The 20,839-nt window shown below is 35.9% G+C and carries 18 protein-coding genes; 15 read left to right on the forward strand and 3 right to left on the reverse strand.

Annotation, left to right across the window (positions count from 1 at the left end; genetic code table 11):
* Positions 1-20: 20 nt before the first annotated feature.
* Positions 21-1,160, reverse strand: a complete 1,140-nt coding sequence (locus DRF59_RS04000) for an EpsG family protein (protein ID WP_241505473.1) — start codon at positions 1,158-1,160, stop codon at positions 21-23.
* A 1-nt stretch (position 1,161) separates the two neighbouring features.
* The gene (locus tag DRF59_RS04005; protein WP_115957064.1) at positions 1,162-2,166 is read right to left on the reverse strand and encodes a hypothetical protein; all 1,005 of its coding nucleotides are present in this window, start codon (positions 2,164-2,166) and stop codon (positions 1,162-1,164) included.
* 194 nt (positions 2,167-2,360) lie between these two features.
* Between DRF59_RS04005 and DRF59_RS04010 the strand changes: the two genes are divergently transcribed.
* From DRF59_RS04010 to DRF59_RS04030, 5 genes are read left to right on the forward strand one after another with little or no spacing between them, the layout of a single operon-like run.
* Positions 2,361-6,014: an MMPL family transporter gene (locus DRF59_RS04010; RefSeq protein WP_115957066.1), complete on the forward strand. Its 3,654-nt coding sequence runs from the start codon at positions 2,361-2,363 to the stop codon at positions 6,012-6,014.
* A 42-nt stretch (positions 6,015-6,056) separates the two neighbouring features.
* Positions 6,057-6,971, forward strand: coding sequence for a hypothetical protein (locus DRF59_RS04015; protein WP_115957068.1), 915 nt, complete (start codon positions 6,057-6,059; stop codon positions 6,969-6,971).
* Position 6,972: 1 nt separating this feature from the next.
* Positions 6,973-8,112, forward strand: coding sequence for a beta-ketoacyl-ACP synthase III (locus tag DRF59_RS04020; protein ID WP_115957070.1), 1,140 nt, complete (start codon positions 6,973-6,975; stop codon positions 8,110-8,112).
* Positions 8,112-8,543: a hypothetical protein gene (locus DRF59_RS04025; protein ID WP_115957072.1), complete on the forward strand. Its 432-nt coding sequence runs from the start codon at positions 8,112-8,114 to the stop codon at positions 8,541-8,543. The genes DRF59_RS04020 and DRF59_RS04025 overlap by 1 nt, the downstream gene beginning before the upstream one ends.
* A gap of 5 nt (positions 8,544-8,548) precedes the next feature.
* Positions 8,549-8,989 carry an ABC transporter permease gene (locus tag DRF59_RS04030; RefSeq protein ID WP_115957074.1) on the forward strand — a complete coding sequence of 147 codons (441 nt, stop codon included), beginning with the start codon at positions 8,549-8,551 and terminating at the stop codon, positions 8,987-8,989.
* Between the two features lie 292 nt (positions 8,990-9,281).
* Here DRF59_RS04030 and DRF59_RS04035 read toward each other — a convergent pair whose 3' ends face one another.
* Positions 9,282-12,194: a M16 family metallopeptidase gene (locus DRF59_RS04035; protein ID WP_115957075.1), complete on the reverse strand. Its 2,913-nt coding sequence runs from the start codon at positions 12,192-12,194 to the stop codon at positions 9,282-9,284.
* A 353-nt stretch (positions 12,195-12,547) separates the two neighbouring features.
* Between DRF59_RS04035 and DRF59_RS04040 the strand changes: the two genes are divergently transcribed.
* From DRF59_RS04040 to DRF59_RS04085, 10 genes are all read left to right on the forward strand, one after another.
* Positions 12,548-12,952, forward strand: a complete 405-nt coding sequence (locus DRF59_RS04040; RefSeq protein WP_115957077.1) for a hypothetical protein — start codon at positions 12,548-12,550, stop codon at positions 12,950-12,952.
* Between the two features lie 60 nt (positions 12,953-13,012).
* Positions 13,013-14,008, forward strand: coding sequence for a BtrH N-terminal domain-containing protein (locus tag DRF59_RS04045; RefSeq protein ID WP_115957079.1), 996 nt, complete (start codon positions 13,013-13,015; stop codon positions 14,006-14,008).
* 1 nt (position 14,009) lies between these two features.
* Entirely contained in the window at positions 14,010-14,768 is a 759-nt protein-coding gene (locus DRF59_RS04050; protein WP_115957081.1) for an ABC transporter ATP-binding protein, read from the forward strand.
* Positions 14,755-16,023, forward strand: a complete 1,269-nt coding sequence (locus DRF59_RS04055) for an ABC transporter permease (protein ID WP_115957083.1) — start codon at positions 14,755-14,757, stop codon at positions 16,021-16,023. The genes DRF59_RS04050 and DRF59_RS04055 overlap by 14 nt, the downstream gene beginning before the upstream one ends.
* Positions 16,013-16,441 (forward strand): acyl-CoA thioesterase, encoded by a 429-nt coding sequence (locus tag DRF59_RS04060; RefSeq protein WP_115957623.1) that lies wholly within the window; start codon positions 16,013-16,015, stop codon positions 16,439-16,441. The genes DRF59_RS04055 and DRF59_RS04060 overlap by 11 nt, the downstream gene beginning before the upstream one ends.
* On the forward strand, positions 16,438-17,571 hold the full coding sequence (locus DRF59_RS04065) for a beta-ketoacyl synthase N-terminal-like domain-containing protein (RefSeq protein WP_115957085.1): 1,134 nt from the start codon (positions 16,438-16,440) through the stop codon (positions 17,569-17,571). Before DRF59_RS04060 ends, DRF59_RS04065 begins: the two co-directional genes overlap by 4 nt.
* A 10-nt stretch (positions 17,572-17,581) precedes the next feature.
* Positions 17,582-18,121, forward strand: a complete 540-nt coding sequence (locus DRF59_RS04070; protein WP_115957087.1) for a 3-oxoacyl-ACP synthase — start codon at positions 17,582-17,584, stop codon at positions 18,119-18,121.
* 99 nt (positions 18,122-18,220) lie between these two features.
* On the forward strand, positions 18,221-18,478 hold the full coding sequence (locus DRF59_RS04075; RefSeq protein ID WP_115957089.1) for a phosphopantetheine-binding protein: 258 nt from the start codon (positions 18,221-18,223) through the stop codon (positions 18,476-18,478).
* A gap of 74 nt (positions 18,479-18,552) precedes the next feature.
* Entirely contained in the window at positions 18,553-19,752 is a 1,200-nt protein-coding gene (locus DRF59_RS04080) for a beta-ketoacyl-[acyl-carrier-protein] synthase family protein (protein ID WP_115957091.1), read from the forward strand.
* Positions 19,749-20,810, forward strand: coding sequence for a beta-ketoacyl synthase N-terminal-like domain-containing protein (locus DRF59_RS04085; protein WP_115957093.1), 1,062 nt, complete (start codon positions 19,749-19,751; stop codon positions 20,808-20,810). Before DRF59_RS04080 ends, DRF59_RS04085 begins: the two co-directional genes overlap by 4 nt.
* Positions 20,811-20,839: the final 29 nt, after the last annotated feature.

Raw genomic sequence — 20,839 nt, forward strand, 5'->3', positions numbered from 1 at the left:
CGGCAGCCTTTTAAATACAATTATGGAAGAATATAATTTTTATAAAGGTCGATCGAGAATCTCCCTGCCTTAATATTATTAAATGAAGCAAAAACAACAAAATTAAAAACAACGAGTGCAATAATAAATGCATAAACCATGTTTTTGACCCTGCTTGGAACAACATACATTGTATTTGGAATGATAATATAGGAAAAACCGATAAATGCTCCGGCAAGACGGGATGAAAATATCGGATTATTTCTGAAAATAAAATAAAAGCAAATTCCCACAACAGCATAATTCCTATGATATTCATAATAAGGATATAATTCCTTCATCTTGGTGTCAAAAACGAAAAGGAAGAAAGTAAGAATAGCCATCATGGCTTCCGGAATTCCAAAGCCTCCATTCAGTCTTTGTACTGTTTCATCCATGTATCCGTTAAACCCTTCTACAAGTGTACTTTCTTCCGCCATCCCAGACAAAAAATCACCAAAAACCCTGTAAATCTCAAATGGAGATAAGAAAATAGATCCGATAATAAGGATCAACATGGTTATCTTATTTAAGGGAACACGAGCCAGCCAATACATTGGCAAAAATAAATAACAGACACTATGAATCCCGGATCCCAGGAAGATAAAGAACATATAATGCCAGAATTTTCTTTCTTTAATATACCGTATTGCAAAATAAACGATAAATGTACCCAGGTTTTGCCTTATCTGGCCGCTTTCTCCAACAAAGAAGTTGGGAATAAACATAAAAAGGGTAAAGGTAAAAGGATAAAATGTATTGTCATCTGTGTATTCTACTTTAAAACATATTGCAAAAATAGCTACAATAAGAGTAACCATATAAAACGGGGCATTAAAGACATTAAGCAATACCTTATTGAGCAAAGTATACAACCATTCCACATCCAGAGTGTCCGGTCCCTCCATATGGAGCATTTTCATGAAAATACTGAAGTAACTTTTTGTGTCTGAATAGATATAAATCCCATAGTAGCTTCCATAATCCGGACCTACATCATGCCTGAAGCCGGCAAGAATAATCAGATAAATCCCCAGAAACCAAAACCATTTTTTTTCTACTTTTCTCCCATACACTTCCTGAACGCTGAAAAACAGCATATACAGCATTGCAATTATATAATATGGATGTAATAAACTCATACTAACTGAATCTTTGCAGTTGTTTTAAATGGTGAAATGCTATTATAATCCCGGTCAGAATCAAAGGAAGAAAAAGCCTAACTTCCCAGAAAAGCCCGACTAAGGTAATCATAATAAGATAAGGTAATGAAAAGAATATATATTTTTGGAATATCAATCTGTTTTCTTTATCAATACAAAGCCTGTATATAAAATACAATACAACAATAGCAAAAATTAACCCTGCTAAATTAAATGGGCTTGAAAAATTTCTGTCAATATAAAAACCTTCAACAAAGGTAGCTTCTTCTAAAGTAATAAACTTTCTCAATCCCAGATACGGAATTAAAAACGCAATGATTAAGGGAATAATTTTCAGAACAGACTGATATTTTCTTTGTTCTAAATCTTTTAAATTAAAAAAAACAGCCGCAAAAAAAGCAATATTCAGACAAGCTGTTTCCCTTACAAACGTAGAAACAACAATCAGAACGATCAAAATATAATAATATTGTTTTTTTTGTTCATGTAAATATTTCAGCGTGAGAAAAACACCTGATAAATAACAAAACAATGCAATGGTATCGCAGTTTGTTGGTGCATATTGTGTAATCACGATAAAGAAAATTGACATCAAATGAACAATTCTCCTTATATCAACACTTGAGAACGCTGCTTTGAACTGTAATATTTTATTGAGCAATACAGAGCAAAGAACAAAGAAGAAACTATTCATCAGGAAAAGCCCATGGTAAAACGGAGTTCCGTTTTTTGTCAGAAAATCTTTAAAAAAGGAAAAAGGTCCATTGATTGAATAATAGACCAGCTCTGTCATCTGTACACTCAGATAATTAGGAATAACTCTGTAAGCATATACGGATGAGAATAAAAAATCGGGAGGTCTTTCTGATGTTTTCAGTCTTGTGTAGGAAGATTCAAATCCATAATAAGACATGGCAAACAACAGAAGCGGAAGTACTATTACAAATAGAAATCCGTTTATTTTTTCATCATTTTTTTTCAACATATCTAAAAACAGATTCTTATTTTTTAATAATAATTATGGTTTAAAATACATTTCATTAAAGGGAACTTTTGCAAAAGTAGAATTTTTTTTCATTCTTCCTAGAATATTTTATTGATTTTCAGTTAAAACTTATCTCCAAATATTTTGAACTAATACTTAAAAATTTAAATTTGCAGACTTGATTTTAAAATGCAATGCATCGTTTTTTTATTTTCTTATATTATCTGATTTCCAGAAATAAAATCCTTTCTGTCTTTACAGCTCTGGGAATTGCCGCTTTGTGCATTTTCTTCGCTTCAAAAATTAATTTTGAAGAAGATATCAATCAGATTATCCCTAAAAATGAAAAATCAGATCTTACGGCAAAAGTTCTCGGGCAACTTAATTTTTCGGATAAAATCATTGTTATTGTAGAAAACCAATCAGATGAGGAGAGTTTTCAGCTTTCCGAAACAGCAGATACTTTTTTACAAAAAATAGAGCCTCTGGAAAAGTATATTGGTTCAATTCAGGGTAAAGTCAATGATAATGAAATTTCCGAAACCTTTGATTTTGTCAATCAGAACCTCCCCTTGTTTCTCAATGAAAACGATTACAGAGAAATCAGCAACAAACTTCAAAAAGACAGTATTGCCAGACAAATAGAAAATAATTACATCTCCCTGGTATCTCCTGCCAGTCTTGTCACGAAAGAATTCATTAAAAAAGATCCTTTGGGGCTGACATTTTTAGGCGTTAAGAAATTAAACGCATTAAATATCAGCAAAGATTTTAAACTTGAAGACAGCTACATTGTTACCAAAGACGGAAAAAATCTTTTGCTATTCATTGACCCCAAGAACAAAAGCAATGATACGAAAGCAAATGAAGCTTTCATTGATCAGCTCAATCTAATCAAAGAAAATCTCAATAAGCAATTTAAGGGAAAAACAGAAATCAGTTATTTTGGTTCGCCAGTGATTGCTGTTGCTAATGCCAAGCAAATAAAAAAAGACATTCAAAATACCGTATTAATTTCAATGACAGTGCTATTGGTATTACTGATCTATTATTTCAGAAATATCTTTACTCCTCTTATTATTTTTCTACCAACTGTATTTTCTGGATTATTATCTTTAATGATCTTGTATTTTATTAAAGATAAAATTTCAGCAATTTCATTAAGTGTAGGAGCTATTTTAATCGGAATCACCATAGATTATGCCCTGCATATCCTTACCCATTATAAACACAACAACAATATTGAAGAACTTTATAAGGATATTACCCAGCCTATCATACTAAGCAGCGCTACCACAGCTGTTTCATTTTTATGCCTCGTTTTTGTACGTTCTGAAGCCTTAAAGGATCTTGGGCTTTTTGCCGCCATTACTGTTATTTTATCATCTATTACAGCATTAATTATTGTTCCACAACTCTACAAACCAAAAGAGGATAAAGAAAAACTCAACACCAATTTTATTGATAGGATAGGATCATATCCATATGAAAAAAACAAACCTCTGATTATTGGCTGCTCCCTGATTATCCTTGCTTGTTTATTTGGGTTCAGACATGTAGGGTTTAATGAAGATATTGGTGACCTCAACTATATCCCAAAAGAATTAAAAATAAGCGAGGCTAAATTACAGAAGCTTTCAGATATTACTTCAAAATCCATTTATACCATATCTTACGGCAACTCTAAGGAAGAGGCACTGTCAAGGAATAGCCAGTTAAGTAAGTTTCTTGAGAAAGAAAAAAAAGAGGGGAAAATACTGAGCTACAATTCTGTCGGAAATATTGTTCTTTCAGAGAAGGATCAACTAAAAAAAATCGAAGACTGGCAACAGTTCTGGACTATTGACAGAAAGACCCAGGCCATGTCTGAGCTTGTCCGCAATGGGAATAAATTTGGGTTCAACAGTTCTGCTTTTGAAGATTTCAGGGAAGTTTTATATAAAAATCACTCTGTTTTAACCCTAAAAGATTATGAAAAAGTAAAAGCATTGCAGATTTCAGAATTTCTGAGCAATGATAATGGTTTTTATACAGTCTCTAATGTTGTAAAGGTTAATGAAAACAGCAGAGATCATTTCATGAAGGACATCGAAAAAAAACATGATGTGATTGCTATTGACCGCCAACAGATGAATGAAAACTTTCTGGGCCTTCTCAAAAGAGATTTCAGTACCCTGATCAATTACTCTCTTTTAGCCATCATATTAACGATTATTGTCTTTTTCCGGAATTTTGAACTAACTGTTCTTACGATGTTCCCCATTGTCCTTACCGGAATAGTAACCGCAGGAATTCTTTATTTTTTAGGACTGGAACTCAATATCTTCAGCACTGTGGTATGTACTCTGGTTTTTGGGGTGGGTGATGATTTCAGCATTTTCCTCACCCAGGCCATGCAAAAGGAACACACCACAGGAAAAAATGAACTTCCCACTTATAGAATTTCAATTATTCTGGCTGTATTTACAACCATCCTTTCGATTGGCTCCCTGATTTTTGCCAAGCATCCTGCCTTACATTCTTTAGCTTTGGTAGCTCTGATTGGAATGTTCTCTGTCATCATCATAACCTCAACACTGTATCCTTTCTGGTTCAGGTTTTTAATTATCAACAGAGCAAAAAAAGGATTGTCACCTATTACCTTCAGATTGTTTATTCATTCTGTTTTTTCTTTTTTATATTATGGATTAGGAGGTATTTTATTTTCGGTTTTCGGAAGCTTTTTTGTCAGAAACTCTAAAGGCAGAACGTTGGAAATTATAAAATTGATATTAGCAAAGTTTTTAACTTCTGTACTGTATACCAATCCATTTGTAAAGAAAAAAGTGATTAAAAATACTTCTGAAGATTTTAGTAAACCTGCTGTTATTATTGCCAACCACACTTCTTTTCTGGACACTCTGGCTATTGCCATGACCACCCATAAAATTATTTATCTGGTCAATGACTGGGTATATCAGTCACCCATATTTGGCAGATTGGTAAGGGCCCTCGGGTTTTATCCTGTTTCACAAGGCATAGAAAATGGAATGGATAAATTGAAAGAAAAAATCGAACAAGGATATTCCCTTGTTGTTTTCCCTGAAGCAGAACGTTCTTATACTAATGATATCAAAAGATTCCATAAGGGAGCTTTCTATCTTGCGGAACAATTCGGACTTGATATTCTGCCCCTTTACATTCACGGAAACTCAGAAGTATTGCCGAAAGGAGATTTTATTATATATGACGGAAGCATTACAGTAAAGGTAGGAAGCAGAATCAGTAAAGATAATCCGGAATTTGGCGCCAATTATTCAGAGAGAACAAAAAAGATCAATGCTTATTTCAGAAGTGAGTTTGCAAAATTGAGAGAAGACCTTGAAGATGAAAACTATTTTAAAAAGAAATTATTTCTAAGTTATCTGTATAAAAACAGTGAAGTAGTGAAAGAAGTAAAGGACGATTTCAACAACAATAAATCCATCTACTATGAGCTGAACAAATACATTCCCAAGGATGCCGGCATTTTACATATTGCAGATGATTTTGGTCAGAAAGATGTGCTTCTCACCTTATATCAGGCAGGAAGAAGAGTATTCTCATTCATCAGCAATCAGGAAAGAAGGGAAATTGCCGCTCAGAATTACCTTGTTAAGAAAAGAAAACTGCATTATATAAAGGATATTTCTGAAGTGAATAAAAATATTAACACTCTTCTTGTATCTGACAGGACATTTAGTATAAATAATATTCAGATACTGCCTGAGACCATCATTTTGCTTAATCTCCCTGGTACAGACTTTGACCATGACGATTATACACTAAAATTCAGTTCTGAATCATTAAAAGTATTTAAAACTAAATAATAAATATGAAAAACATATTTTTGTAAACACTAAAAAATAGTAATGAAAAAAAATGTACTTGTAATATATTATTCTCAGACTGGCCAGCTGGAAGATATTGTAAGAAATATTGCCAGTCCTTTTGAAGCTAAAAAGGAGGAATATAATGTTACCTATTATAATATCCAATTGAAGGAGGACTTTCCTTTTCCCTGGCCAAGTGATGTTTTTTTCAACACTTTTCCGGAATCTTATCTACAGATCCCAAAAGAAATTCTGCCCCCATCAGAAGAAGTACTGAATAAGAAATATGATCTCATCCTGTTCGGATATCAGGTATGGTATCTTACGCCATCTATTCCTGTTATTTCGTTTCTGAAAAGCGGCTATGCAGAGCAAATTCTTAAAGACACTCCGGTTGTAACTATTTCCGGCACAAGAAATATGTGGATGTTATCTCAGGAAAAATTAAAAGTATATTTAAGAGATCTTAAAGCCAAGCTTGTCGGAAATATCGCTTTGGTAGACCGACATGACAATTATACCAGTGTACTGACCATCCTAAGGTGGCTGACAACAGGTCAGAAAGAAAAATCCGGAGTACTTCCTGCGGCTGGCATTTCTGATTCCGAGATCGCAGGTTCTGTAAAGTATGGTGAGATTATAGAAAAACATTTTAAAAATAATAATCTGAATCATCTACAACCGGATTTAGTTAAAAATGGTGCCATCGAAATCAGACCTTTTCTGGTGCGTGTGGAAAAAGTAGGAAATAAGATCTTTACTGTATGGTCTAATCTGATTATCAAGAAAAAAGAGAAGCGCCCATTGCTGATAAAATTCTTTAAGGTATATTTGATGGCAGCAATATGGATTATCTCACCCATTGTTTTAGTTTTACACTTACTCACCACCCCCATATTTTGGTTTAAAAGACAAAAACAAAAAAGATATTTACAAGGAATTAATTTAAAATAGAATGTACGACGTATTTATAACAAAAGCATCAACATACTTACCTAATGAGCCGGTATCGAATGATGAAATGGAGACATATCTTGGTCTGATCAATGATGCGCCTTCTAAAGCAAGAACACTTATTTTAAGAAATAATAAAATTACAACAAGGTATTATGCATTGGATAAAGAAGGAAATCCTACACATTCCAACGCACAAATCACCGCAAAGGCTATTGAAGGACTTTTTGATAAGAACTTCAAAAAGGAAGACATGAAGTTACTGTCGGTAGGAACTACCTCTCCTGACCAGATCCAACCTTCGCATGCTTCTATGGTACACGGTGAATTGAATATCGGAAAATCTATTGAGATTAATACGGCAACAGGTCTTTGTAATTCTGGAATGAATGCCCTTAATTACGGTTTTCTTTCTGTAAAAGCAGGAGTACATGAAAATGCTGTTTGCGCAGGCTCAGAAAGAATGTCTGCATGGATGACTGCAGATAAATTCAACCACGAAGCAGAAAATCTGAAACTGCTTGAAGAAAGGCCGATCATTGCCTTCAAAAGGGAATTTTTAAGATGGATGCTTTCTGACGGAGCAGGTTCTTTCCTTCTTGAAAATAAACCAAGAGAAAATCAAACCTCTTTAAAAATAGAGTTTATTGATTTCTATTCGTATGCTCATGAAATCGAAGCATGTATGTATGCCGGCTGTGAAAAGCAGGAAGACGGAAGCTTAAAATCCTGGGCAGACTATTCATCTGACGAATGGTTGAAACAATCAATATTTGCTTTGAAGCAGGATACTAAAATTCTTGATAAGTACATCCTTGTAAAAGGAGCGGAAAGTTTAAGAGCTTCTTTCGACAAACACAATCTGGATCCGGAAAAGATTGATCATGTGCTGGCCCATATCTCTTCAGGATATTTTAAAGACGGTCTAAAAGAAGAGTTTGCTAAAAAGGGAATGGACTTTCCTTCAGAAAAATGGTTTTATAACCTTTCTGAAGTCGGGAATATAGGCGCCGGCTCTATCTTTATTGCTTTAGAAGAATTAATGAATTCCGGTACTCTTAAAAAAGGAGAGAAAATACTTCTTTGTGTTCCTGAAAGCGGAAGATTCGCTTATTCCTGCTCTTTATTAACGGTCTGCTAATGGAAAACAGATTGCCAACATCAGACAATGGTTTTATAGAAAGCCTTATTCCTCAAAGATTTCCTTTTGTGATGGTTCATGAGCTGACAGAGTTTTCTGAAAACCATCTTGTTTCCGGATTTGAAATAAAAGAAGATAATATATTTGTTCAGGACGGTATTTTCCAGGCTTCAGGAGTGATAGAACATCAGGCGCAGAGCGTGGCACTACATACAGGTTACAAGTATTATCTTTTAGGGAAAGAAGCACCAACCGGATATATTGGAGCCATCAAATCTTTTGAAGCAGAAGTTTTACCACAAACAGGAGACCGCCTTATATCAGAAGTTACTATTCTTAATGAAGTGATGGGAGTTACATTAGTTGATATTGTAACCAGATTGAATGGCCACATTATTGCAAAATCTCAAATGAAAACTGCTGTAAAATAACAGGAATGGAAATCAGGGAAGACCATATTAATATACACAACTTTCTGCCCCATCGTGAGCCGATGTTAATGGCTGATTATATACTGGAATTAACCAAAGAAAAAGTTGTAACTTCCTTTGAGATAAAAGAAGACAATATATTTGTTCATCATAATGAATTTGTGGAGGCGGGTCTTATTGAAAATCTGGCACAAACCTGTTCTTCTATTCTTGGACAAAGCTTCTTTGAAAATCCTGATGCCAATACAAAAGTAATTGGCTTTATTACCAACATCAAAAAAATTGAAGTTTTTGAGCTTCCGAAGACAGGAAATACCATCATCTCAAAAGCATCGTTGGTTTCCCAGTTTGAAAACATCTGTCATATATTCTGTGAAACTTTCAGGGATGATGTATTATTGATCAGGGCAGAGATCAGCCTGTTTATCCAGGAGCTGAAATCATAGAGATCAACAGAAAACTGAAAAGAGGCTGTCTTTGGAGACAGCCTCTTTTATATAATATGTATGTCTTATCTGCCAATTTTGATTAATTTCTGGAAGATAACTATGAAACCATAACAAACACATTACCAGCAATTAAAACGAAACACCAAATACTCATCACCAAAAACAACAGTTCTTATTTCACGTGGAACATTATGTTGTTCAGTAAGATTACCATCGGAAAGACCTCCGCCAAACAATTAAAAAAGTGAGACGGTTTCGCCTCACTTTTAAAATCAATACCGTAAACAGATTAATATCCGAAAATTTCTTCAAGAGAAACTTCCTGGAATTCTCCCATTTTGTTGACTGACTCCATATTAAGATTTTCTTTTTTACCAATAATCGCTGTATTATATTGTACAGGTTTAACTTCGGTATTATAGAATCCTGTCAGTTGCGGCAATGTCAGCCCCTGAATTTCAGCATAAGTATCTTTCCTGATATCATAATCTACCCCAAGTTTCTTCAAAGCAAGCTGGCTGAAGAAGATATTGGTTCTGTTAATTCTGTTAGAAGCGATCTGTTTTAATGCAGATCCTTTTGCATTTTCAAACTGAGCCGGAATCTGTGGCAGCTCAGCCATCAGATCATTCATTGCATTGACAGCTAAAGGAAGTTTATTAGCTTGCGTCCCAATATAGTTTGTAATATAATTAGCATGACCTTTTTCTGAAGCATTCCCGTAAGAAACATAAGCAGAATAAGCCAAAGATTTACTTTCTCTGATCTCCTGAAAAACGATGGAAGAAAGCCCCCTACCAAAATATTCATTGAAAACATTCGATTTTCCAAAGTTATTCAGATTTACAGTACTTCCTTTTGCCACTTTAGCCATTTCCATCTGAACCATGTCATAATTGGTAAAATACACCTTTCCTGTGGTTGCAGGTTCCGCATACTGTTTAGCTTTGGCAGGCTGTAAACTTGTATTGACTACAAAAGGCTTTACCGCTTTTTCCAGACCAGCCTGATCCTGCCCGTACAGGAATATCTGATAAGGATATTGATTCAGTGTTTTCACTTTCTTTATCAGCTCTGTTACATCAATACTTTCAAGGCGCTCTTTGGAAACAATATCCGTCATCCTTGAATTCTTCCCATATTTGGCATAGTTTGAAAGGGCTGCCATAATTCTTGTTTTATCCTTTTTGGCAACAGCCCTGGCCTCCAGAATTGTTTTTACCGTCTGGCTGTAAATTGCTTTATCAGCTTTTACACTGGTCAGCCAGTGATTCATCAGCTCTACCCCTTTCTTCATATTGCTTTCAAGACCGGTTAAAGTAATAGTTATCTGATCATTGGATGTTCTGAAACTGTTGGAAATTCCTAACTTATAGAATTCTTCTTTAAGTTGTTCAGGAGTATACTTATCGGTTCCCAGATATTCAAAAAGCATTCCTGCAATAGAAAGTTCTTTATCATTATCTGTACCGAAAGGAAAAACATAACTCACCTGAGCGACCTCATTATATTTATTCTTCACAAAACTTACCGTTTTGTCTTTAATCTTTGAAGTTTGGATAGCAGTCTTATAATCAATAAACTCAGGTTTGATCTCAGGTACTTTAGTATTTAAAATTTCTTTAAGGAAAGGAGATTGTGCTTCCCTGTTCAGTTTAATCGGAGTAATACCCGGATTTTCAACACGCACAAGTTTATCATTTACTCCTTTTTCCTTATAAACTACCACATAATTATCTTTGAAGAATTCATTGGCAAACTTAACCACATCCGCTTTTGTAATTTTTTCATACTGATTAATCTCATCCAGCTCCTGTTCCCATGTTCTTCCTTTAATATAAGAATCATAAAGCTCAGTGGCCAGTCCGTCCGCCGTTTCCCAGCCTTTCATCCGCTGAACTTTTTTATCGTTAATGATTGCTTTCAGCATCCAGTCGGGAAACTGTCCTTTTTTTACAAGGTCAAGCTGATCCAGTAATAACTTTTTAGCTTCATCAAAACTTTGTCCTTCTTTAGGAGTTACAACCAGTGCAAACATTCCATACATTTTGAAGGGAGACTCGTAAGCGCCTGCACCAAGAGTTTTCTGTTTCTGATTAATATTAAGGTCAATTAATCCTGCATCTCCTCTGTTACTTAAGATTTCAGCTACCACATCAGCTAATCTCGCTTCCTGGCTCCCATACGAATCTGTTCTCCAGGCCATTGTCATTCTTGGGGTTGACGGACTTTTTACAGTTTTGGAAACAATTGCTGACATAGGTTCTTCCGTTACCATTTTTTTCATCGGAAGCTCTTTATATTTAAAGGACCCGAAATATTGATCAACTAATTTTATCGTTTTATCAAAATCAAGGTCACCTACCAGAACAACAGCCATATTGTTAGGTACATAGTAGGTATCAAAATATTTATGAATGGCTACCATTGAAGGGTTTTTCAGATGTTCCGAAGTTCCTATCGTTGTCTGTTGCCCATTCGGATGTTTAGGGAAGAGAGCTTCCATTAATGCATAATTCACAAGCCGTCCGTCATTATCCTGAGCTCTGTTATATTCTTCATATACGGCTTCAAGCTCTGTATGAAAAAGACGTAATACCAATTCAGAAAAACGTTCTTTTTCAACTTTCAGCCATTTTTCCAGCTCATTGGAAGGGATGTTATTTTTGTAAACCGTCTCATCGAGCCATGTGTGAGCATTAGTTCCTGTAGCTCCCAGCGAAGAGATCGCTTTATCATATTCATTCGCAATCGCAAATTTTGAGGCCTCCTGGGATACTTCGTCAATTTTTTTATAGAGCTCTTTCTTTTTATTAGGATCTTTTTCAGTTTTATGCTGTTCATAAAGATCTGAAATTTGCTTCAGCAAAGCCTTTTCTTTTTCCCAATCCTGCGTTCCCAAATGAGAAGTCCCTTTGAAAACCATATGTTCAAGGTAATGAGCCAATCCTGTATTGTCGCCCGGATCGTTATTTGATCCCGTTCTTACAGGAATATAAGTCTGAATTCTTGGCGCATCTTCATTTTTTGCCAGATACACTTTCAATCCGTTTTTCAAGGTGTACACTCTTACACCTGTCTGGTCACCCCTTACCGATTCATAAGTATATCCCTGACTATCCGTTAGTTTTTGGGTATCGAATTTCTGCGCCATAGCACTTAACATACAGAAAAGCGAAACAGAAATAAAAAATTTCTTCATAGTGATTATTTAAATTATTCTTTTATCAAACTCTGAAACATTAGTCTTATTATATAATACACTTGTTACAGTAGATCTGTTACAAACATAAATCATAAAACGTATACAGTGTAAGATTGAAATCTTTCTTTCTGGTTAAGTTCTTCCTTTTAATAGCTTTAAAATATAAACACATATATTAACAAAATTTCCCTAATAAAAGTAATTTATTCTACGCTCCAGTCTATTTTTCAAATTAAAATTCCTCTAATTTTAATATAACTTACATATTATGTATTTTCACTATTTTAGCCATCTGATTAAAATCAAAAAGGTAAACCATTTTCCATCTGGGATCTAAAAAACATTATTAGATGAAAAAACAAGACCTACCTCAGGATGAAAGCAATCTGAGATCCGCTAATATGACTGAAGTGCTGTATGTAACGGATGAGAATGACAATTATACTACGGCAAACAGCACAGGCTGGGATGCAAAGAAAGCGGCATTGGATGAATCTATGGAACTCATTCATGAAAGAATTGAGGAAGCCAGACAGAATGTTGCCAACAATACGGCAAGCCCGATTGTTTACTTTATGGAATTAAATAAAATGGATCTGGGCGTACTTGCTTCTTATGTAGGAATGTGGCAATGGAGAGTGAAAAGGCATTTTAAACCCGGAAAATTTAAAACACTAAACGAAACTGTACTGAAAAAATATGCTGATGCATTTGGAATTTCAGTGGATGAATTAAAAAACTTCGATGGGAAATAAATGGAGGCATACCCTGTTGTATAACTTCTGTTTTACCAATGAAAAAGATAAAAGCTGCAAATGAAATTAAACTTTGAACATCACCAGACTGCACATTGCGAAAACGGTGTTGCTTCCAATCTATTGCTCAATAAAGGGCTTAAGCTGAGTGAACCTATGATCTTTGGAATCGGATCCGGCTTATTTTTTGTCTATCTTCCTTTTTTAAAGGTCAATTTTGCCCCAGGGTTTAGTTATCGTCCGATGCCCGGTGCCATTTTCAGTAAAGCAGCAAAAAGATTGGGAATAAAAATCAAAAGAGAAAAATTTTCCAATCCTAAAGATGCACAGAAAGCTTTAGAGAGGAATCTGGAACAGAATATTCCTACAGGATTACAGGTAGGCGTTTTCAATCTCACCTATTTTCCTGAAGAATATAAGTTCCACTTCAATGCCCATAACCTTGTTGTATATGGTAAGGAAGACGGAAGATTTCTGATCAGCGATCCGGTAATGGATTATGTAACATCTCTTTCTGAATCAGAGTTGGAAAAAGTGAGATATGCAAAAGGAGCATTACCTCCCAAAGGACACATGTACTATCCTGTGTATGTTCCTGAAAATATCAATTTAGAAGAAGCGATAAAAAAGGGCATCAGGGATACCTGTAAGAATATGCTGGCTCCTGTACCACTTATCGGGGTAAAAGCCATGAGATGGGTTGCGAAGAGTATTCCGAAATGGGCAGAAAAGAAAGGAACAAAAGTGACCAACCATTATCTGGGCCAACTGATCAGAATGCAGGAGGAAATCGGAACTGGCGGAGGAGGTTTCAGGTTCATTTATGGAGCATTTCTTCAGGAAGCAGCTGTAATCCTTAAAAATGACCAGCTAAAGGAACTATCAAAAGAAATCACAGCTATTGGTGACCTTTGGAGAGATTTTGCAGTGGATATTGCTAGGGTTTACAAAAACCGAAACTCTAAAAGCAATATTTATAATGAGCTTTCAAAAACAATGCTTCATATTGCAGATCTGGAAGAGGCTTTCTATAAAAAACTGAGAAAAGCGATCTGATATGGCAGAGAATATGATTGAGATCAGAAACCTGTATAAGAAATACAAAAACTCTGAGGAGTTTTCTGTAAATGATATTTCTCTGGACATTGGCAGCAATGAGATCTATGGTATTCTGGGGCCCAACGGGGCAGGAAAAACAACTTTGATTTCCATGCTTTCAGGATTGATTAAGCCGACTTCAGGACAGTTTAATATTGATGGTCTTTCTCCCCATAAAGATGGATTTAAAATAAGGCAGATCATTGGTATTGTTCCACAGGAGTATGCACTTTATCCAACACTTACCGCCAGAGAAAATCTTATGTTTTTCGGAAGCCTGTATGGCCTCAGTCATAAACATCTTAAAAAGGCTATTGATGAGTCTCTTGAAATTATGGGGCTTTCAAAATTCGCTGACAAACAGGTCGGACAGTTTTCCGGAGGAATGAAAAGAAGATGCAACCTGATTGCAGGAACGCTTCATCGTCCTAAAGTATTGTTTCTGGATGAACCCACTGTAGGTGTTGATGTTCAATCTAAAAAAGTGATTATAGACTTCCTGCAGGAATTAAACAAAAACGGAACCTGCATCATTTATACCTCCCACCATCTTTCTGAGGCAGAAGAATTCTGTACTAAGATTGCCATTATTGACAGGGGTAAAATTCATGCTGTAGGGACTCCTGAAGAGCTTGTTTCTCAAATTGCCAATGCAGAAAACCTCGAAGACGTTTTCATTTCATTAACCGGAAAAGAATTAAGAGATGTTGTTGTATAAACTGTGGAGAAGTTTTATTAAAGAAATCCTTTTGCTTAAAAGAGATATCGGGGGTATTGTTATCATATTTGTAATGCCCTTGCTTTTAATTGTAACTATTACCCTCATTCAGGATTCAACCTTCAAAAATCTTGAGGGATCAAAAATCCCGATCATCTTTATTGATAATGACAAATCCGAAGTATCAAAAAATATAAAAAGTGAGCTGGAAAGCAGCAAAACATTCCAGTTATTGACAAATTTCAATGAAAAGTCAGCCCAGGATGCAGTATTTTCGGGGGATTATCAAATGGCTATTATTATTCCTGAAAACCTCACAAAAGATCTGAATTCCAATATCGATTCCAAGGTACAGACCATCGTAAGTTCATTTGGTCTGGAAAGTGATTCGGCAGCTGTAAAAAAAACAGTTCCCAAAACAAAGGAAATTCATTTATATTTTGACCCTGCTACCAATGCAGGATTCAAAAATTCAGTAATGAATTCTGTTAATAAAATGGTTTTTGAGATTGAAAATAAAAAGATTTATAAGGCCTTTCAGGATCAGCTGGGGACAGAAGAAAATCTTGAAGAAAATAAAAACCTCATCAGTTTTAAAGAAATTACTCCAAAGAAAGGAGAAATGGATGTAATGCCTAACTCTGTTCAGCACAATGTTCCTGCATGGACATTGTTTGCCATTTTCTTCATCGTAGTTCCATTGTCGATTAATCTGGTTAAAGAAAAAAGTCAGGGGACCAATGTAAGGGCAAGAATAAGCCCGACTCCCTACTTTATTCATATTTTGGGAAAAACTTTCACCTATCTGATCATTTGCATCATTCAGTTTTCACTGATGGTAGCTGTAGGAATTTACCTTTTTCCGTATATGGATTTACCCGCATTTGATGTATCCGGGAAAATGTTTCAGCTTTTAACCGTAACTTTATTTGCGGGGCTTGCAGCCATTGGATTTGGAGTTTTGCTGGGCACTGTGGCAGATACACAGGAACAATCCGCTCCATTTGGAGCAACGTCAGTAGTTGTCCTTGCAGCAATCGGAGGAATTTGGGTTCCCGTATTTTTAATGCCTGAATTTATGCAGACCGTTGCTAAATTCTCTCCTATGAACTGGGGGTTAAATGCATATTATGACATTATTTTAAGAAACAGCGGGATCGGAGGAATTGCCAAAGAGCTGATATTTTTATTCCTGTTTTATCTGGCCACCGTTTCTGTTTCCATTTTTTATGAAAGAAAACAAAATGCAGTTTAAAGAAAACATATTAACCTGTACTGAAGAGGTAAGAGTGAGATTCAATGAGACAGATCCTTTGGGAATTGTCTGGCATGGTCATTATATTGTTTATTTTGAAGATGGCAGAGAAGCGTTTGGCCGCGAGCATGGCCTTACTTATCTTGACATTCAGCATGCAGGATATGTAACTCCTATTGTAAAAAGCACCTGCGAACATTTTCTTCCTTTGAAATATGGAGAAACATTTAAAATTGTAACGACCTTTATCAACTCCGCTTCGGCAAAACTGATCTATCAATATGAGCTTTTCAACCAGGAAGGTAAATTAGTCTGCAAGGGAGAGACCATTCAGGTATTTTTAGATAATGACGGAAATTTATGTCTGTATAACCCGGAGTTTTTTCAAGCCTGGAAAGAGAAAATGGGATTATTATGAAGAAAGAGATTTATATCACAGATTACAACTGCGTTACTCCCCTTGGATTTAATGTAGAAACCAACTGGAATGCTCTTTTAGAAGGCCAAACAGGGGTTGCATTACACAAGATTATAAAAGACCAGAATGCTTTTTATGCCTCGATGATCGATTCTGAAAAGCTAAATAAAGAATTCAGCGAAAATTTTAAGAATCAGGATTTTACAAGGCTGGAAAAAATGTTACTCCTGAGTCTCAAGCCCCTGATGGAAAGACATCATATTACAGCAGAAACAGCATTCATTTTATCAACTACAAAAGGAAATATCAGCTTATTAAAAAATCAGACTGCACTGCCTGAAAGTGTTTACCTTTCAACATTGGCACAAAAAATTGCGGACTTTTTTGGTTTTAAATCAAAAGCCATTGTTGTATCCAATGCCTGTGTTTCCGGAGTCATGGCAATTGCTGTTGCTAAAAATATGATTCGGGCAGGAAAATATAAAGATGCTTTTGTGATTGCAGGAGATGAACTTTCGGAGTTTGTAATCTCCGGATTCAATTCATTTCAGGCCATTGGAACCGGCCCGTGTAAGCCTTACGATAAAAACAGAAACGGAATCAATATCGGTGAAGCTGCTGCTGCAGTCTATATCACCTCAGCTCCATCTGAAAACGAAAAGTTCAGATTTAAGGTCCTCGGTGATTCAGCCATTAATGATGCTAACCATATTTCAGGGCCATCAAGAACCGGAGACGGGCTGTACGAAAGTATTAGAAATGCTATGACTGAAGCTCAGGTCTCAGCAGAACAAATTGATTTTATCTCTGCTCATGGTACTGCTACTCTATATAACGATGAAATGGAAGCCATTGCCTTCAACAGAATGAAACTGCAAAATGCTCCTCTTAACAGTATGAAAGGCTATTATGGACATTGTCTGGGAGCATCAGGACTTTTGGAAAGTATCATTTCTATGGAAGGAGCTCTTCACAATATGCTGATCCCTTCCAAGAACTTTGAGGAAACAGGAGTATCACAGCCGTTAAATATCATTCAGGCAAATCGACCTGCAGCTGTCCGGTATATTTTGAAAACCGCATCCGGTTTTGGCGGATGCAATGCAGCTATAGTATTGGAAAAATGTTAAAATGTGTATCATGAAGAAAACTAATATTTGTACTATAGAACATTCAAAAATAACTGTTGATGGAAACATTATTTTTGAAAGCGAAAATGTTGCCTTTCCGGAATTTGCGAAAGATGCCTATAAAGATTTGGAGCTTAACTATCCGAAATTTCACAAAATGGATGGTCTGAGCAAACTGGCTTTTCTTTCCGCAGAAATGCTTTTAAAAGATCACGACCATGGCAGGACAGCCATTGTGCTCGCCAACAGGTCTTCAAGCCTTGATACAGATTTTAAGTATCAGGAAAGTATTAACTCCGAAGAAAACTACTTCCCCAGCCCTGCTGTATTTGTCTATACATTACCTAATATTTGCGTAGGAGAAATCAGTATTAAACATAAAATGCAGACGGAAAACGCATTCTTTGTCCTGGATGAATTTGACGAAACATTTCTGAACAACTATTCTGAACAAATTCTTCAATCCGGAAAAGCTGATAAAGTATTATGCGGCTGGGTTGAATTATTTCAGGAAAATTATAAAGCTTTTGTATATTTGCTCACATTATAATTTAACAATGTACCAATCTGAAAATGTACCAACGCTAAAGGCAATAACAACTATTGGTAAACTGGTACATTGATATATTGTTACATTAAAATAATATTTATGGAAAACTTAAAAACAGAATTGAAGCACAAAATTATTGAAGTACTTAACCTTGAAGACGTTTCTGTAGAGGAAATCAAAGATGCGGATCCGTTATTTGGAGGAGGATTGGGGCTTGATTCTATTGATGCTCTGGAGCTTATTGTACTTCTTGATAAAGATTATGGAATAAAATTAGCCGATCCTAAAAAAGGAAAAGAAATTTTCCAATCTATTGATACGATGGCCACATTCATCGAAGAAAACAGAACAAAATAAGGTAATATAACAATGTATCAATATAACAGTTACTGATAATTAGGATTGTTGCATTGTTACTTTTGTAAAAAACTATGAGCCAAAAAATTGCCATAACAGGAATGGGTATCATCTCCTCTATTGGAACGAATGTGGAGGAAAATTTTATTTCATTACGGTCCGGAAAACATGGAATATCAGATATTCAGATGTTTGAAACCCGTCATGCGGGAACTATTAAAACCGGTGAAATAAAGTTAACCAACGGAGAGCTTGTGAAAAGGCTTCAGATAAATGAAGATAACAACCTGACAAGAACTTCCTTACTGGGAATGATTGCCGCAAAGGAAGCTGTAGAAAATGCCGGAATTTCAGATATTAACGGATATAGAACCGGTCTGATATCTTCTACCAGTGTGGGAGGTATGGATATTACTGAAAAATACTTCTATTCGTACGAAAACTTTCCTGAAAAGCAAAAATATATTGACGCTCATGACGCTGGAAATTCTTCTTTGGAGATCGCAGATTATCTGGGATTAAAAGGTATGGTATCCACCATAAGCACAGCCTGTTCCTCTGCCGCCAATGCGATTATGATGGGAGCTAAGCTGATCAGAAGCGGTGTTTTAGACCGTGTAATAGTGGGAGGGGCTGATTCTCTTTCAAAATTTACATTGAATGGTTTCAACACCCTGATGATCCTTACCGATTCTTATAATACCCCATTTGATAATGACCGTAAAGGCCTGAACCTTGGAGAAGCTGCTGCTTACTTAGTCCTTGAATCGGAAGAAGCCGTTAAAAAAGAAAATAAACAGGTTCTTGCCTATCTTTCCGGGTACGGGAATGCCAATGATGCACACCATCAGACCGCTTCTTCAGAAAATGGGCAAGGTGCGTTCCTGGCTATGCAAAAGGCTTTGAAAATTTCAGGATTAGCTAAAGAACAGATTGACTATATCAATGTTCACGGAACGGCCACTCCCAATAATGATTTATCAGAAGGAATTGCCATGATCAGGATCTTTGGTGAAAATCAGGTTCCTGAATTCAGTTCCACAAAAGCTTTTACCGGACATACATTAGCCGCTGCTGCAGGTATAGAAGCTGTATTCTCAATATTGTCAATGCAGCACAATCTTATTTTTCCAAATCTGAATTTCAAAACAAAAATGGAAGAATTTGACCTGACTCCTGTTACGGAGCTGAAAGAAAAGATAATCAATCATGTTCTTTCCAATTCATTTGGGTTTGGAGGAAACTGTTCAACTTTAATATTCTCGAAATCATGAATGCAGTTTACATCAACAGTGCATCCTGCATCTCGGTTCAGGATACCCTGAACGAAAACTTCTTTCAGCATCTACAGCCTGAAAATTCGACACAGATCATAAAAGCTATAGAACCAAATTACAAAGAATTCATTCCTCCGGCTATGATCAGAAGAATGTCTAAAACAGTAAAAATGAGTTCTGTGGCATCACATAATGCATTACAGGAAGCAGGAATTAAACAGCCGGATGCTATTATTGTCGGAACCGGAATGGGCTGTTCACAGGATTCTGAGAAGTTCCTGAAAAATGTGATTGACAATCATGAGGAGTTTTTAACCCCTACATTTTTTATTCAGTCCACCCATAATACCGTTGCCGGGCAAATTGCGCTGGGGCTACAATGCCATGCTTACAATTTCACTTATGTGAATACTTCTTCTTCATTAGAATTCTCACTACTGGATGCTCAGCTTCAGATTACTGATGGAGAAGCAGAAAATATCCTGGTAGGCTCTACCGATGAGCAAACAGACAGAACAATGGAGCTTTACTGTCTCAATAATACCATTAAAAAGGAAGCAGATCTCCCTGCTGATCATTTACACTCCCCAACAAACGGAGTCATCTGGGGAGAAGGAGCAAGTTTCTTTGTCGTAGGAAAAGACAAGACAAAAAGTACTTATGCCAGGCTTAAGGACATTCAGGTCATTAATAAACTTGAGTTAAATGAAACTCAGGATTTTATTACTGCATTTCTGACCAAAAATAAATTATCTACTCATAATATTGATGCTGTAATCCTGGGCTTCAGCGGAGAAGCAGCCTCTGATGTTTATTATACAAATGTCATGAATTTATTTCCGGACTCATCTTTGCTATATTATAAGCACCTGAGCGGAGAGTTCAATACTGCCAGTGGATTTTCAATCTTTATGGCCTGCCATATTCTTAAAAGTCAACAGGTTCCTGAAGTAATGATGATTAACCGGACAGAAAAAAAGGAAATAAAAAATATACTCCTGTATAACCACCTTTCAGGAAGTGATCACAGCCTTGTTCTTTTAGAGAGAGCTTGATTGGAAAAAGAGCTGTTTGCTAAAATCAA

The sequence above is a fragment of the Chryseobacterium flavum genome (assembly GCF_003385595.1).
In the GTDB taxonomy this organism is placed as follows: domain Bacteria; phylum Bacteroidota; class Bacteroidia; order Flavobacteriales; family Weeksellaceae; genus Chryseobacterium; species Chryseobacterium flavum.

What these genes read in the sequence shown, in the direction of transcription:
- DRF59_RS04000 (WP_241505473.1), bottom strand. Translation starts at nt 1,160, where the DNA reads ATGAGTTTATTACATCCATATTATATAATTGCAATGCTGTATATGCTG.
- DRF59_RS04005 (WP_115957064.1), bottom strand. Translation starts at nt 2,166, where the DNA reads ATGTTGAAAAAAAATGATGAAAAAATAAACGGATTTCTATTTGTAATA.
- DRF59_RS04010 (WP_115957066.1), top strand. Translation starts at nt 2,361, where the DNA reads ATGCATCGTTTTTTTATTTTCTTATATTATCTGATTTCCAGAAATAAA.
- DRF59_RS04015 (WP_115957068.1), top strand. Translation starts at nt 6,057, where the DNA reads ATGAAAAAAAATGTACTTGTAATATATTATTCTCAGACTGGCCAGCTG.
- DRF59_RS04020 (WP_115957070.1), top strand. Translation starts at nt 6,973, where the DNA reads ATGTACGACGTATTTATAACAAAAGCATCAACATACTTACCTAATGAG.
- DRF59_RS04025 (WP_115957072.1), top strand. Translation starts at nt 8,112, where the DNA reads ATGGAAAACAGATTGCCAACATCAGACAATGGTTTTATAGAAAGCCTT.
- DRF59_RS04030 (WP_115957074.1), top strand. Translation starts at nt 8,549, where the DNA reads ATGGAAATCAGGGAAGACCATATTAATATACACAACTTTCTGCCCCAT.
- DRF59_RS04035 (WP_115957075.1), bottom strand. Translation starts at nt 12,194, where the DNA reads ATGAAGAAATTTTTTATTTCTGTTTCGCTTTTCTGTATGTTAAGTGCT.
- DRF59_RS04040 (WP_115957077.1), top strand. Translation starts at nt 12,548, where the DNA reads ATGAAAAAACAAGACCTACCTCAGGATGAAAGCAATCTGAGATCCGCT.
- DRF59_RS04045 (WP_115957079.1), top strand. Translation starts at nt 13,013, where the DNA reads ATGAAATTAAACTTTGAACATCACCAGACTGCACATTGCGAAAACGGT.
- DRF59_RS04050 (WP_115957081.1), top strand. Translation starts at nt 14,010, where the DNA reads ATGGCAGAGAATATGATTGAGATCAGAAACCTGTATAAGAAATACAAA.
- DRF59_RS04055 (WP_115957083.1), top strand. Translation starts at nt 14,755, where the DNA reads ATGTTGTTGTATAAACTGTGGAGAAGTTTTATTAAAGAAATCCTTTTG.
- DRF59_RS04060 (WP_115957623.1), top strand. Translation starts at nt 16,013, where the DNA reads ATGCAGTTTAAAGAAAACATATTAACCTGTACTGAAGAGGTAAGAGTG.
- DRF59_RS04065 (WP_115957085.1), top strand. Translation starts at nt 16,438, where the DNA reads ATGAAGAAAGAGATTTATATCACAGATTACAACTGCGTTACTCCCCTT.
- DRF59_RS04070 (WP_115957087.1), top strand. Translation starts at nt 17,582, where the DNA reads ATGAAGAAAACTAATATTTGTACTATAGAACATTCAAAAATAACTGTT.
- DRF59_RS04075 (WP_115957089.1), top strand. Translation starts at nt 18,221, where the DNA reads ATGGAAAACTTAAAAACAGAATTGAAGCACAAAATTATTGAAGTACTT.
- DRF59_RS04080 (WP_115957091.1), top strand. Translation starts at nt 18,553, where the DNA reads ATGAGCCAAAAAATTGCCATAACAGGAATGGGTATCATCTCCTCTATT.
- DRF59_RS04085 (WP_115957093.1), top strand. Translation starts at nt 19,749, where the DNA reads ATGAATGCAGTTTACATCAACAGTGCATCCTGCATCTCGGTTCAGGAT.